At 34.9% G+C, this 14,461-nt stretch carries 18 protein-coding genes; 17 read left to right on the top strand and 1 reads right to left on the bottom strand.

Going from position 1 to position 14,461, the window contains the following annotated elements; translation table 11 throughout:
* Window positions 1-69: 69 nt before the first annotated feature.
* From AT726_RS04320 to atpC, 13 genes are all read left to right on the top strand, one after another.
* On the top strand, window positions 70-492 hold the full coding sequence (locus AT726_RS04320; RefSeq protein ID WP_068759762.1) for a hypothetical protein: 423 nt from the start codon (window positions 70-72) through the stop codon (window positions 490-492).
* 228 nt (window positions 493-720) lie between these two features.
* Window positions 721-1,161, top strand: a complete 441-nt coding sequence (gene rpiB / locus AT726_RS04315) for a ribose 5-phosphate isomerase B (protein WP_055242784.1) — start codon at window positions 721-723, stop codon at window positions 1,159-1,161.
* A 235-nt stretch (window positions 1,162-1,396) separates the two neighbouring features.
* Entirely contained in the window at window positions 1,397-2,026 is a 630-nt protein-coding gene (gene upp / locus AT726_RS04310; RefSeq protein WP_055242786.1) for a uracil phosphoribosyltransferase, read from the top strand.
* Complete coding sequence (locus AT726_RS04305; protein WP_055242789.1) at window positions 2,026-2,259, top strand: AtpZ/AtpI family protein; 234 nt, start codon at window positions 2,026-2,028, stop codon at window positions 2,257-2,259. Before upp ends, AT726_RS04305 begins: the two co-directional genes overlap by 1 nt.
* Window positions 2,256-2,660, top strand: a complete 405-nt coding sequence (locus AT726_RS04300) for a hypothetical protein (protein ID WP_068759131.1) — start codon at window positions 2,256-2,258, stop codon at window positions 2,658-2,660. Before AT726_RS04305 ends, AT726_RS04300 begins: the two co-directional genes overlap by 4 nt.
* Before the next feature lie 132 nt (window positions 2,661-2,792).
* Window positions 2,793-3,476: a F0F1 ATP synthase subunit A gene (atpB, locus tag AT726_RS04295; RefSeq protein WP_055242792.1), complete on the top strand. Its 684-nt coding sequence runs from the start codon at window positions 2,793-2,795 to the stop codon at window positions 3,474-3,476.
* A gap of 52 nt (window positions 3,477-3,528) precedes the next feature.
* Window positions 3,529-3,813: an ATP synthase F0 subunit C gene (gene atpE, locus AT726_RS04290; RefSeq protein WP_055242795.1), complete on the top strand. Its 285-nt coding sequence runs from the start codon at window positions 3,529-3,531 to the stop codon at window positions 3,811-3,813.
* A gap of 68 nt (window positions 3,814-3,881) precedes the next feature.
* Window positions 3,882-4,382, top strand: a complete 501-nt coding sequence (gene atpF, locus AT726_RS04285) for a F0F1 ATP synthase subunit B (RefSeq protein ID WP_055242797.1) — start codon at window positions 3,882-3,884, stop codon at window positions 4,380-4,382.
* Entirely contained in the window at window positions 4,375-4,917 is a 543-nt protein-coding gene (locus AT726_RS04280) for a F0F1 ATP synthase subunit delta (protein ID WP_055242799.1), read from the top strand. Before atpF ends, AT726_RS04280 begins: the two co-directional genes overlap by 8 nt.
* A 17-nt stretch (window positions 4,918-4,934) precedes the next feature.
* Window positions 4,935-6,434 (top strand): F0F1 ATP synthase subunit alpha, encoded by a 1,500-nt coding sequence (gene atpA / locus AT726_RS04275; RefSeq protein WP_055242801.1) that lies wholly within the window; start codon window positions 4,935-4,937, stop codon window positions 6,432-6,434.
* A 20-nt stretch (window positions 6,435-6,454) separates the two neighbouring features.
* On the top strand, window positions 6,455-7,312 hold the full coding sequence (gene atpG, locus AT726_RS04270) for an ATP synthase F1 subunit gamma (RefSeq protein WP_055242803.1): 858 nt from the start codon (window positions 6,455-6,457) through the stop codon (window positions 7,310-7,312).
* Between the two features lie 16 nt (window positions 7,313-7,328).
* The gene (gene atpD, locus AT726_RS04265; RefSeq protein ID WP_055242805.1) at window positions 7,329-8,732 is read left to right on the top strand and encodes a F0F1 ATP synthase subunit beta; all 1,404 of its coding nucleotides are present in this window, start codon (window positions 7,329-7,331) and stop codon (window positions 8,730-8,732) included.
* A 23-nt stretch (window positions 8,733-8,755) separates the two neighbouring features.
* Window positions 8,756-9,157 (top strand): ATP synthase F1 subunit epsilon, encoded by a 402-nt coding sequence (atpC, locus tag AT726_RS04260; protein ID WP_237252482.1) that lies wholly within the window; start codon window positions 8,756-8,758, stop codon window positions 9,155-9,157.
* 111 nt (window positions 9,158-9,268) lie between these two features.
* On the opposite strand, the gene AT726_RS04255 is transcribed toward atpC, so the two are convergent.
* Entirely contained in the window at window positions 9,269-10,564 is a 1,296-nt protein-coding gene (locus tag AT726_RS04255; RefSeq protein ID WP_068758944.1) for an ISL3 family transposase, read from the bottom strand.
* Window positions 10,565-11,055: 491 nt separating this feature from the next.
* Between AT726_RS04255 and AT726_RS04250 the strand changes: the two genes are divergently transcribed.
* The 4 genes from AT726_RS04250 (at window position 11,056) to mreB (ending at window position 14,259) form a co-directional block, all read left to right on the top strand.
* Window positions 11,056-11,271, top strand: a complete 216-nt coding sequence (locus AT726_RS04250; RefSeq protein WP_055242809.1) for a hypothetical protein — start codon at window positions 11,056-11,058, stop codon at window positions 11,269-11,271.
* A 72-nt stretch (window positions 11,272-11,343) separates the two neighbouring features.
* Window positions 11,344-12,324, top strand: a complete 981-nt coding sequence (spoIID, locus tag AT726_RS04245) for a stage II sporulation protein D (protein ID WP_055242812.1) — start codon at window positions 11,344-11,346, stop codon at window positions 12,322-12,324.
* 53 nt (window positions 12,325-12,377) lie between these two features.
* Entirely contained in the window at window positions 12,378-13,100 is a 723-nt protein-coding gene (locus AT726_RS04240; RefSeq protein WP_055242815.1) for a M23 family metallopeptidase, read from the top strand.
* Between the two features lie 163 nt (window positions 13,101-13,263).
* Complete coding sequence (gene mreB / locus AT726_RS04235; RefSeq protein WP_055242818.1) at window positions 13,264-14,259, top strand: rod shape-determining protein MreB; 996 nt, start codon at window positions 13,264-13,266, stop codon at window positions 14,257-14,259.
* The last annotated feature ends 202 nt before the right edge of the window (window positions 14,260-14,461 follow it).

Here is a 14,461-nt window from a genome sequence, read left to right as displayed (position 1 = left end):
TTTAAAAATCTTATCATCATATTTTATTCCCCTTTAACATATACATGACGTTGAAGGGGGATTTTTATGATGACTGATAAAGAAGTAAAACGTTATGAAGCAACTGATTATGACCTTGTTCTAGAATTTATAAAGAAAGTGACGACACTTGAAACAGTTAATCCACAGATTATTGAGCAATCCATCCTCATTAAACAGTTTGATAAAGTATCAGGAATGGTCTCATTTGAGGCTTTTAATCAAGTTGGGATTATTCGTTATTTTATTTATGACCAAAACATTGTTCCAGATTTATTAGTGAATATGTTTTTTGAATTGTATCGATCAGCTAAAGAAAAAGAGATTAATCAATTAGTCGCTATCACTTCTCATCCATATGCGCGTCAATTATTTGGATTGCTAGGATTTGTGGAAATGAAGAAAACATCCAATCTAAATATTCCGGAGTTATTAAAATTAGAGGATGTTCAACTGATGAGTATCAAATTTTAATAGTAGATAATAAATTTTGGTAAAATATAGATTGTTTTATATAAAGGAGAACTAAAATTGGTTTTAATTACCGATAATTAGTTCTTTTTTTATTTAAAATTTGGAGTAAAGTTAATAGATGAGAAATTACATGGGATTTTTTTTACACCTTTAATGCAAAAGTTTAGAAAAAAATATGTTATAATAAAAAAGATAGAATTATTTTACAGAATAAAAGGAGCGTTATTCATGAAAGTAGCTATTGCATGTGACCATGGTGGATTTGAATTAAAACAAGAAATCTTAGGTTTACTCAAAGACATGAATGTTGAATTTGAAGATTTTGGAAGTTACGATAGTTGTGCAGTTGATTATCCAGACTATGCATTTAAAGTATCAGAGTCTGTAGCGGCAGGGCAATTTGACCGCGGTATTTTAATCTGTGGAACTGGAATTGGAATTAGTATTGCTGCCAACAAAGTAAAAGGGATTCGTTGTGCATTAGTTCATGACTTATTCTCTGCAAAAGCAACAAGAGAGCATAATGATTCAAATGTTTTAGCTATGGGTGGACGTGTCATTGGTCCAGGATTAGCACGTGAGATTGTATCAGTTTGGTTAACGACTGAGTTTATGGGAGCACACCACACTGCTCGTATCGAAAAAATCTCGAAGTATGAAAACGCTTAAGGAATCCTGTGCTTAGGATTTCTTTTTTATTTCATAGATACTTGAAAAAAGTAAATAATTAAAGTGTGTGAAAATAAAAGTAATGAAGTTTTTTTATAAAAGTGATGTTTTTATTTTTAGACTCTTGAAGTTCTTGGTATTTTTTTCTGCGGAGTATACATTGAAATGAAAGTAAAAAAGTTGTAGAATTACTAATTGAATTATATAAAAATATAAGGTGTATGAGGTGACCGACGTGGTTAAAGTTAATATTTTAGATCATCCATTAATTCAGCATAAGTTGACACAAATTCGTCAGAAAGATACATCTACGACGCAATTTCGTCAAATGATTAATGAGATTGGTGGATTAATGGTGTATGAAATTACACGCGATTTACCATTAGAACAAATCGAAATTGAAACACCAGTTGCTAAAACAAAAGCAAATGTAATTGCAGGTAAGAAAATGGTTGTTGTTCCAATTTTACGTGCAGGATTAGGAATGGTTGATGGTATCTTACAAATGATTCCTTCAGCTCGTATTGGACACATTGGAATCTTCCGTGATGAGGAAACATTACAACCTGTTGAATACTTTGCTAAGTTCCCAGAAGAATTAGATCAACGTGATATTTTTATCGTTGACCCGATGTTAGCAACAGGGGGATCTGCTATTGCTGCTATCAATTCAATTAAACAACGTGGCGCTAAAAATATTAAGCTAGTTTGCTTAGTAGGAGCTCCTGAAGGAGTTAAAGCAATTAATGAAGCTCATCCCGATGTAACAGTTTACTTAGCATCATTAGATGAAAAATTAAATGAAAAAGGTTATATCGTTCCAGGTTTAGGAGATGCTGGTGACCGTATCTTTGGAACAAAATAATGAGTCAGCCACATAAAGTTGTTAAAGCCATGAAGTGGATGTCACTTCTTTCTCAAATAGGGATCACCATGATTGCCAATATATTTGTTGGATTATTTATTGGAAAGTATCTCGATCAATGGTTAAACACATCTCCGTTATTTTTACTGTTATTTGTATTTATCGGAGTTTTTAGTGGCATTAAAAGTGTCTATCTGTTAATAATTAAAATAGATAAGAGGGATAAGTCTTGAGTCAATTACAAAATGATCCAATTCGTGTCATTCCTAAACGAGTAATTCAGTTAGCATTAGTATTTACGTTTTTTATTGCCGTGATTACAATGGTATTCAAATTACCAATAGTTAATGTTTTAATTGGATATTGGTTAGGAGTTGTAGTAAATTTAATTAACTTCCGATTTATTGTTATCGGAACAAAGAATGCTCTTGAACAACAAGAAAAAGGTGCTAAATCAACGATGAAGACAAACTTATTGCTTCGTTTAGTGATTTATGCCGGAGCTCTTGTTGCAACCGTTCTTTTATTAGGAACACCAGCATTCGTTGCAGCCTTCATCGGTATTTCGATGGTAAGATTTGCGATTCAAACTGATGGTTTCTTTACGTTTGGTTATGGAAAAAACAAAAAGTAATCGTCGTTGAATATATATAGCTAATTAGAACGTATGATTCGATCTATTTTAGCCACCGATTATCATAATCGGATTAACAAGAAAATATGGAGTCACCTTCAGCAAAGGAATCTCTAAGAAAGGAGGTTAAGAATGAGTCCACTACTGATGAATATCTTCATAGGAGATAAAGAGGGAAACACAATTGTTAATCCAACGGTGTTTAACTCGGTTGTTTTAGTTCTTGTGCTATGTGTGTTCTTTATTATTTGTGGGAATGCCGTTAAAAAGGCTGATCCATCTAAACCATCAAAAGGTATTGTCTTGTTCCTAGAGATTTTAGTGACAGGTATTGAAGGATTAGTTGAGCAAACAATGGGTGTTAAGCACTTAAATTTTGCACCATTCATTGGGACATTAACAGCATATTTAATCTGTGCCAACTTATTAGGGTTACTAGGATTAAGTGCACCAACATCTGATTACAACGTTACATTAGCCTTAGCGGTTATTACGATTGTTGTCATGATCGGATCAGGGATTAAAGCAAAAGGAATCGGAGGGTACTTATACGATACGTACCTTGGAGACTTCCCATTCTTATTACCTTTAAATATTACCGGAGAGCTTGCGAAACCAATCTCGTTATCTTTCCGTTTATTCGGTAATATTTTAAGTGGTGGTATCATTATGTCGCTTATTTATCAAGCGCTTGGATGGTTCTCGCCATTGATCGCACCGGCTTTACATGGATATTTCGATATCTTCTCTGGTGTTATCCAAACATTAATCTTCATCATGTTAACTATGATTTGGTCTCAAGGAGCAATGGAGTAGTTAACAACAAAAAACTAAGGAAAATAAATGTTAAATCAGGAGGAATTAAATTATGTTTTTACAAACAGTTGCATCTTCAATTTCAAGTGAAGCATTCGTATTAGGTATGTCAGCAGTTGGTGCTGGATTAGCGGTATGTTCAGGTATCGGTACAGGGATCGGGCAAGGTAACGCGGCTGGTCAAGCTGCAGCAGCAGTAGGTCGTCAACCAGAAGCAAAAGGTGACGTAATGCAAATGATGATCTTAGGGCAAGCGATCGCCGAAACATCAGCGATCTACGGATTCGTAGTTGCCATCATCTTATTATTCATCAACCCACTTGTTAGCTCATTATAATTCGTAGTACTGTAAGCAGTTATTATACGTAGTTATATTAAAGACAGATAAGAAAGGGGGCAACCTACTTGCAAATCTATATCATGCCAGACTTAGTCAATTTTACGTTACAAATTTTATCGACTTTAGTCTTATTCTTAGTGATTAAACGTTTTGCATGGGCTCCTATGAAAGAATTCTTACGTAAGCGTCAAGAATTAGTTTCTCAAGAGATTAACCATGCAGAAATGTTAAAAGCTGATGCGATGGCTTTAAAACAGTCTGCTGAAGCACAAGTGCAAGTTGCACGCGACGAAGCACGTGAGATTGTTGAAAACTCTAAAAAACAAGCACAACATATGCATGATGAAATCGTGTCTAATGCTCGTAAAGAAGCTCAACAAAAATTATCTAAAGCAGCAGCAGATATTGAGCAAGAACGCAAAGCAGTTTATGCTCAAATTCGTTCAGATATCGTAGAATTAGCTGTATCTTCAGCTGAGAAAATGATTGAAAAAGAAATCGATGCTAATGTTCATAACGAATTATTTGATCAATTCATTGCTAAAGTAGGTGGAAGCCATGAGTAAAATCGCTTCTACTTATGCTCAAGCATTATTTGATGCAGCGCTTGAGTCAAATGTTTTAGAAGACATTAAAAATGATTTCAATGTTATTCGCTCTGTTATGAAAGAGCAGCCACAATTTATGGAGATTTTAACGCTTCCTAAATTAGATAAAAATGATAAAAAAGAGTTAATTAAAACAATTTTCTCTAAAGATGCATCACAAATTTTAGTTAATTTTTTAATGGTTTTAATTGATAAAGATCGTATTAATTTATTAACTGAAATTATGATTGCTTATAACGAATTAGTGAATCAACATTTTGGCATTCTTGAAGGAACTGTATATAGCGCAGTTGCTTTAAGTGAAGGTCAGTTAACAGAGTTAACGTATGCATTCACGAAAAAGTTAAATCAAAAAGTTAAACTTAATGTTGAAATTGATCCATCATTATTAGGTGGATATAAAGTTAATTTAGGTAATGTTGTATATGATAACTCAATCAAATTACAATTAAAGAACTTAAAAAATAACTTATTAAATGTTGAGTTAAAATAGAATAGAGGTGAGCATTGGTGGCCATCAGACCAGAAGAAATTAGTGCAATTTTGCGCGATCAAATTAAAAACTATGAGCAAGTATTAGATGTAACTGAAACTGGGACAGTTTTAACAGTTGGGGACGGAATCGCTCGTGTTCACGGACTTCAAAATGTTATGTCTGGTGAAATTATTGAATTCGCCTCAGGTGCTGTAGGGATGGCACAAAACCTTGAAGAAGATAACGTTGGGGTTATCATCTTAGGTGAGTACCGTTCAATCAGTGAAGGTGACGAAGTTAAACGTACAGGACGCATCATGTCAGTTCCAGTTGGGGACGCTTTAATTGGACGTGTTGTTGATGCCTTAGGAAATCCAATCGATGGTTTAGGACCAATCGAAACAGATAAATTCCGTCCAACAGAAGTAAAAGCAACAGGAGTAATGGCTCGTAAATCTGTACATGAACCATTACAAACAGGTATCAAAGCGATTGATGCTTTAGTACCAATCGGACGTGGTCAACGTGAATTAATTATCGGTGACCGTCAAACAGGTAAAACTGCAATCGCCGTTGATACAATCTTAAACCAAAAAGGTAAAGATGTTATCTGTATTTACGTTGCAATTGGACAAAAAGAATCTACTGTTAACTCAGTAGTTGAAACGTTAAAGAAACATGATGCGATGGATTATACAATCGTTGTATCTGCAGCAGCATCTTCTCCATCTCCAATGTTATATATTGCCCCATATTCAGGTGTAACAATGGCAGAGGAATTCATGTACCAAGGAAAACACGTATTAATTGTCTATGATGATTTATCAAAACAAGCAGCTGCTTACCGTGAATTATCATTATTATTACGCCGCCCACCAGGTCGTGAAGCATATCCAGGGGATGTATTCTACTTACATTCACGCTTATTAGAGCGTGCAGCGAAGTTAAACGATGAATTAGGAGCAGGATCAATTACTGCGTTACCATTCATTGAAACTCAAGCAGGTGACTTATCTGCATACGTTGCAACAAACGTAATTTCAATCACAGATGGACAAATCTTCTTAAAATCAGATTACTTCCACTCTGGTATCCGTCCAGCAGTTGACGCCGGATTATCAGTATCACGTGTAGGGGGATCTGCTCAAATCAAAGCAATGAAAAAAGTTGCGGGGACATTACGTCTTGATTTAGCTTCTTACTACGAGTTACAAGCATTCGCTCAATTCGGATCTGATTTAGATGAAGCAACTCGTGCTAAACTTGCTCGTGGGGAACGTACAATTGAAGTATTAAAACAAGGTGTTCATCAACCAATCGCTGTTGAGAAACAAGTATGTATCCTTTATGCTTTAGTTAACGGATTCTTAGATAGTATTGAATTATCTGATATTAGTCGTTTTGAAAAAGAATTATATACATTCTTAGAAAATGAACGTCCACAAATCTTATCTCACATTCGTGATACAAAAGATTTACCAGACACTGACTTATTAAACGAAGCACTTGAGAGCTTTAAAGCCGTTTTTAACTAATAGAAGGGCGGTGAACAAGTATGGCTCAGTCAATGCGCGACATTAAAGATAAAATTACTTCGACTCAAAGTACGAGTCAAATTACAAAAGCCATGCAAATGGTTTCAGCTGCAAAATTAACAAAATCTGAAGCTAAAACTAAAAACTATCACCATTATATGCAAACACTTGAAGATATGGTTCGTAACATTTCTAGTACATCTAGTATGGGACACCATCCATTCTTCAAATCAAAACGCGAATCAAAATGTACAGGATACTTAGTTATCACATCTGATCGTGGTTTAGCAGGTGGCTATAACGGAAATGTTTTAAAGTTATTACAGCATGAAGTTAACTCTCTAACGAAAGATCAATATAAAATTTATATGATCGGTAGTAAAGGATTTGATTATGCAAAACGTGCTGATTTAACGATTGAAAATGAATTTGTTTTTGTTCCAGATGACATCATATATCAAGACATTAAACCTGTTGTTGATAAAGTAATCGGTGATTATATGGATGGTGCTTTAAGTGAAGTAGTTATTATTTATAATAACTATATCTCTAAAATCGCTCAAGAACCGACTACAAAACAAATTTTACCTTTAGTACCAAAGAAAGCTGAAAAGGCAACGGCTCAGTATTCATTTGAACCTAAAGAGGAAGATGTAATTAATGCTATTTTACCTAAATACTTAGAAGGTACAATTTATGGGGTAGCAATTACAGCTAAGCTTTCAGAACATGCATCTCGTATGAATGCGATGCAAAATGCAACAGATAATGCATTAGAAATTATTCAAGACTTACAGTTAGTTTACAATAGAGCAAGGCAAGCAGCAATTACGCAAGAAATCACAGAGATTGTTGGTGGAGCTTCAGCCTTAGAATAAAAGGAGGTCATCATAAATGGCAACAGGTCATATTGTAGCCGTAATCGGACCAGTAGTAGACGTGAAGTTTGACTTAGATCATCTTCCTGCTATTTACAATGCCTTAACTGTTGATTATGAAGTTGGTGGGGAACGTAAATCATTAACACTTGAAGTTGCAGTGCAACTTGGTGATGGTGTTGTACGTACTGTCGCAATGGATGCAACAGATGGGTTAGTCCGCGGATTAGAAGTTGTCGATACAGGAAGCGCAATTAGCGTTCCAGTAGGAGAGGTAACTTTAGGACGTATTTTTAACGTATTAGGTCAACCAGTAGATAACAAAGGAGCAGTATCAGCTGACGCTCCTCATGAAGGAATTCATAAAGAAGCTCCTAAGTTCGATGAATTATCTACAACAGTTGAAATTCTTGAAACAGGAATCAAAGTCGTAGACTTATTAGCACCTTATATCAAAGGTGGTAAGATCGGTTTATTCGGTGGTGCCGGAGTAGGTAAAACTGTATTAATCCAAGAGTTAATCAACAACATCGCTCAAGAGCATGGTGGGATTTCGGTATTCGCCGGTGTAGGAGAACGTACTCGTGAAGGGAACGACTTATACCATGAAATGACTGAATCAGGAGTAATTAACAAAACTGCCATGGTATTCGGACAAATGAACGAGCCACCTGGTGCACGTTTACGTGTTGCCTTAACAGGTTTAACGATGGCTGAATACTTCCGTGATGAAATGAAACAAGACGTATTATTATTCATCGATAATATCTTCCGTTTCACTCAAGCAGGTTCTGAGGTTTCTGCCTTATTAGGACGTATGCCATCAGCGGTAGGGTACCAACCAACATTAGCAACTGAGATGGGACAGTTACAGGAACGTATTACTTCGACTAAGCAAGGATCAATCACATCAATCCAAGCTGTATACGTACCTGCAGATGACTATACTGACCCTGCACCAGCTACAACATTCGCCCACTTAGATGCAACAACAAACTTAGAGCGTCGTATTGCGGCAATGGGTATCTATCCAGCAGTAGACCCATTAGCATCAACATCACGTGCGTTATCACCAGATATCGTTGGACAAGAACACTACGATGTAGCTCGTCGTGTCCAAATGATGTTACAACGTTACCGTGAATTACAAGATATCATCGCTATCTTAGGTATGGATGAGTTAAGTGACGAAGATAAAAAAGTAGTACACCGTGCTCGTCGTATCCAATTATTCTTATCACAAAGTTTCCACGTTGCAGAACAGTTCACAGGATTAAAAGGTGCTTACGTACCAGTTGCTGAAACAGTTCGTGCATTCAAAGAAATCCTTGATGGAAAACATGATGATTTACCAGAAGAAGCATTCCGCTTAGTTGGAACAATCGAACAAGCTATCGAAAAAGCTAATAAGATGAAATAGTGTGAGGTGGTACCGTGTCAGTGATGACTATTCGCGTAGTAACACCAGATAAACTTGTATTCGATGGAGAAGCAGAACGCGTCTTCGCTCGTGGGATTGACGGAGATTTTGCTGTTTTACACAATCATATTCCAATGATGACACCATTAGGTGTTGGAGAGTTACGTATCGATATGAATGGGGAAAGCTCATACATTGCTGTTGATAATGGAATTTTTGAGGTTTCAAATAACCACATTAACGTTTTATCAAATGATGCAATGATGGCTGAAGACATTGATGTTGCACGTGCTAAAATGGAGCTTGAGCGTAGTGAACGTCAAAAACAAAACGCTAAAACCCGTGAAGATTTAATTAAATCTGAAATGGAAATTGCGAAACTTCTCAACCAAATACGAGTTGGTGAAAAAAGAATCTCTGAATAAAAAGAGGCCGATATGGCCTCTTTTTTTATAGGAATTCTTATTATTTTGGCTCTTTGTCAACTGGTGTGGGTGAAGAAATATTATACCTGTAATCGTGAGGGATTAAGCTGCTCATTGAGCAGTTTGATTCCTTTTATTTTTTTGTTCAAAGGTGTACTTATGGATAATCAAAATTCTAGCTTTGAAATGATAGAAACTACGGTATCCAAAGGCCATGCGTTTAATCACTTTAATCTTGTTATTAATCCCTTCAAGCACTCCATTGGTATAAGATGTTTCAATCGTATTTTTGATATAATCTTGGTAGTTAGTTAATGTTTTTAAAGCTGTTTTCATTTCAGGTGAAAGTAAGTCAGAGGGGTTTTGAATGGCATGATGAAAAGCATCAAAGTTGCGAAGTTTGATGGCCTGTTTGATGGTTTGATAGAAGTCATAAGTGGCTTTTAATTCCGGATCTAAAGCGAGTAAAAAGTCGATGATTTCTTGTTGAGAAATCTGCTTTTTGAAACAGTTAGAATAGAAGTAGTGGGTAGAATGGATATCCTCTTGGGCTTTTAATAAAAGGCGCCAATAATGTTTGAATTTATTGTAGAATTCTTTGTTTTGGTTCATGAAGCGAATACGAGTTTTATTGAGGGCACGAGATAAAAGTTGAACGACGTGGAACTTATCTAAAACAATTTTAGCGTTGGGAAACACCTCTTTAATGAGTGTCATATACGGAGCATACATATCAATAACAACGTGAGTTACACCTTCACGGGCCTCCTTAGAAAATCGCATGAAATAAGGTTTTAAAGTGCTTAGACGACGGTCTTCAACGATATCAATTAACTTCCCATTAGAAGCATCACAAAAAATGAATGACATAGCCCCTTCCGCTGATTTGACCGACTTAAACTCATCAAAACAAAGCACCTTTGGAAGAGAGTTAAAATGAAGGGATTGTTCCTCGTACGATGTATGAATGATCCGATTGACCGTTGAATGGGATACGTTGAGTTCACGGGCAATATCTGACTCGGATTTTTTATGGCTAGCCTCTAGGAAAATGGCTTGTTTAAGGGGATTAGAAAGGTAACAATTAGATTCCACAAGAGAGGTTTTAAGCGTAAAGGTACGATCACAATGACGGCATTTATAGCGTTGCTTTTTTAAATCGAGATAGGTATCAAAGCCAGAGAGTTTCATCATCTTAATACGAGAGGTTTTGAAGCCGTGTTTAATGATTTGTGAGTCAAAGAGATGACCACAGTTGTAACAATGGGTCGGTTGAAAAGAGAGGATACCAGAAATCACCTTAGAGCGGATCCCGTTAATCTGAACATCTTTCATCCAATTTTCTGAAAAAGTAATATTTTTATCTTTTAAATCGAGTAAAGTTAAGATACAATTATTGTGAGACATAAACCCAATCCTTTCGTGTTTTTTTTGGTCAATTACATGGTATAGAATTTGGGACGTGATGTCTCTTTTTTTATACTTATTTTTTATTCCAAATAAAAGAAGTGTGGGAATCACCCACACCAAATATTATAGAACCATTATTTTCTTATTTGTTATCAAAGGTGTCTTGTCACCTATTGTATCAAAAACAAAAATACCTCTTATTTTATAATGTTACCTATTTCTTATTTTTATCTAACAAAGATACAACAAAGATTTCATGACCAGCACAAGAAGGTGCTTATTACTATACGCCAGCTTTCTTTACAGATAAATACTCTATGAGTCAAGTTCGTACGGAAATTGGAGTAGCTGTTGAAAATGTTATTCTTGGAGATCAGAACCAGAAGTTGCTTCAGAAAATCTACTTAACTTATTCAAATAATAAATAAATCCGTGTAAAATAAAACCTATGAATGATTTATAGGTTTTATTTTTTAGGAGGGATGACAATGAATATTCAAGCGTATTTCATGATTATTTGGTATATTTTAATGTTACCTATTGTGTTTAAAGTTTTAATGTCGTTAAGATTAGAACAACTTTTTAAAAAAGGAACAGGTCGTCAGGAAATCATTCTTTTATATATGATTTTAACAGTTAGTATTAGTAAGCTGTTTTTAGGATATTTTACCGATATCTTTTCTTTAATTAAACAAATCTTTTAGTTAATAGTCATATCACTTTATCTTGTGCATACCTTTGAATAGGATGTATTTTTAGAAAAGATAGGTGATATCGTGAAAAAAATTGCAGTAGGATTTGTAATCTTTATCGTAACTTTGATTTGTATTCCACTTTCATTTCAAGTCATTTACCAAGCACAAAGTCCAGAAACGGATTTTAATCCCCCTCAATCTTTGGCTATTACAAAAGAACAAAACGAAGAAGAAAATCAAGAAGAAGAGGGGACGAATGAACAGATAGTGACTGTTTTTAGGGAAGCAAAAAATGAATCCATTGAACTTCCTTTAGAAACATATTTAATTGGAGTTGTTTCAGGTGAAATGCCAGCTTTATATGATCTTGAGGCACTTAAGGCGCAGGCCGTAGCGGCTAGAACTTATACGATTCAATTATTAGAATCACAAGATGCTATTCATGATACGGTCAAGCATCAAGTTTACTTAGACAATGAACAACTCAAAGAGAAGTGGCAGGATAAATTTGATGAGTATTATGGAAAAGTTTCACAAGCTGTTCAGGAGACAGCAGGAGAGATTATTACATATCAAGATGAATTAATTAAGCCATTTTATTTCTCGATTAGTAATGGCTATACAGAAAATTCAGAAGATTACTGGTCAACATCGTATCCCTATTTAAAAAGCGTCAATAGTGAATGGGATAAAACTGCACCTAACTATGAAGTTCAAACAGAATTTACATTAGATGAGTTAAGAAATAAATTTAATAATAAAAGTTTAACAAAAGATAGCTTTGTGATCTTAAATAAAACAGAAGGAAAGAATGTGAATGAAATTTTAGTCGGTGATAAAGTTTACTCAGGACGTGAATTTCGAGAAATTCTCGGTTTAAGATCAGCGGATTTTTCACTAACATTTAATGACAATAAGGTGATTATTACGACATATGGGTATGGACATGGAGTCGGAATGAGCCAATATGGAGCTAATGAATTAGCGAAACAGGGGAAAAACTATCGAGATATCATTAATCATTATTACCAAAATGTTAATATAATTGAAAAAAATTACTAATTTTGAATAAGATAGGAAAAATGTGGTCATCATAACGGTGAGGTGATGATCATATGAAATTCAAAGAAAGAATGTCAAATCTAAAAAACAAAAAATTATTCAAAAAAATCGATCCAATTAGCTTCGCATTAGTTGTACTTCTAGGAGCATCTGCTACATTTGCAGGCGTTCAATTATGGTTAACTGGAATGAACGGAAATCAAACAGTATCTAATCCAGCAAATGGTGATAATGATGTTGTTTATACAAATGGTGATGGAACAACAACTGTCAATAAAACAACAGATGCTAAAACAGTTGCTCTATTACAAGAAGTTATTAAATCGCCACTTGAAGGTGAGGATGTTGTAGTAGCTAAATCGTATTATGACCAAACAGCTGACACATCGATCCAAGTAAAAAGTTTATTCAACTACAAAGTAGGAGAAACAGTATATACTCGTGAATCTAAAGGTGTGAGCTTAAAAAACTCTAATAATGAAGAAGTTAGCGTTGTAGCCGCTTTATCAGGAAAAGTTCTTACTGTTAAAGATGAAGTTCTAAAAGGAACAGTTGTGACAATCGAACATCAAAATGGTGTTAAAACAGTCTATACAGGTGTTTATGATGTAGCTGTTGAAGCGGGAGCTGAAATCGAACAAGGTGATGTAATCGGTAAAACAGGACTTTCACAACTTGAACCGGATTCAGGAAACGTTGTCCACTTTGAAGTGTTAAAAGATAATGTTAAAGTAAATCCTGAAACTGTCATTGATAAAAAATTAGGTGATTTATAATAATAAAAAAGCACTAATGTAAATTAGTGCCTTTTTTTGTTGAAAAATATTTTTTCGCTTTGAAAAGATATAGTCGTACCTATATAATTGTGATAAAATATAAAATAGTGATGAATTATTTAGACATACTAATACTGAAAAATTAGTTTGGAGGAAGGAAAGTATGCTATTTTCTAAAGATATTGGAATTGACTTAGGTACTGCTAACGTATTAATATATGAAAAAGGTAAAGGAATTGTTCTAGAGGAACCATCTGTCGTTTCAATGGATGCACAAACAGGACGAATGATCGCTGCTGGTGAAGAAGCTCGTCAAATGCTTGGACGTACACCTGGAAAGATTGAAGTTGTACGCCCAATGAAAGATGGGGTTATTGCTGATATCGCAGCAACTGAAATGATGTTAAAACATTTTATCAACTCATTAAATATTAAAGGAATGCTTTCACAGCCACGTATCATGATTTGCTGTCCAACTAATATTACATTAGTTGAAAAAAATGCAATTCGTGAAGCAGCGGAAAAATGTGGAGCGCGTGAAGTTTTCATTGAAGAAGAACCAAAAATTGCAGCATTAGGGGCTGGAATGGATATTTCTAAACCATCAGGAAACATGGTTATCGATGTTGGTGGTGGAACAGCAGATATCGCCGTTTTATCATTAGGAGATATTGTTACATCAGCATCAATTAAAATTGCCGGTAACCGTTTTGACCAAGATATTGTAGATTATATTAAAACAAATTATAAATTATTAATTGGGGATCGTACAGCAGAAGAAATTAAAATTAGTGTTGCAACTGTTTATCCAGAAGGTCGCGAAGAAGAATTACAAGTTCGTGGACGTGACTTAGTATCAGGGTTACCACGCACAATTACAATTTCATCAACAGAAGTTGAAGAGTCATTACGTGAATCAGTACGCATCATTGTTCATGCAGCTAAAAATGTACTTGAACAAACTCCTCCAGAATTATCAGCTGATATCATGAACAAAGGTATCGTGTTAACTGGTGGGGGAGCATTATTACACGGATTAGACCGTTTATTAGCAGACGAATTACATGTTCCTGTCTTTGTAGCAGACAATCCATTACATTGTGTTGTTATCGGAACAGGAATCATGCTTGATCATATCGATAAAATCCGCCGTCGTTAAGACAGATAAAAAGCTTCAGACATTTGTCTGAAGCTTTTTTAATAACTTTGAAAGTTAGTGCGTCGGTTATCAACAAAATATTAGATTTTACCAACATTAAAAAATAGTTTCAAAGAAATGATGAGTAAGCAAGAAGTGATGAATACATGAGCTAATGTGTATTCAAGTGTTTAGTTTTATTTCATGAAACTAAGTGATACAA

Origin of the sequence: Turicibacter sp. H121 (assembly GCF_001543345.1) — a bacterium.
Classification (GTDB): domain Bacteria; phylum Bacillota_I; class Bacilli_A; order MOL361; family Turicibacteraceae; genus Turicibacter; species Turicibacter bilis.
The sequence above is the reverse complement of the archived record's forward strand: the minus strand, read 5'-3'. Positions and strand labels throughout refer to the sequence as shown.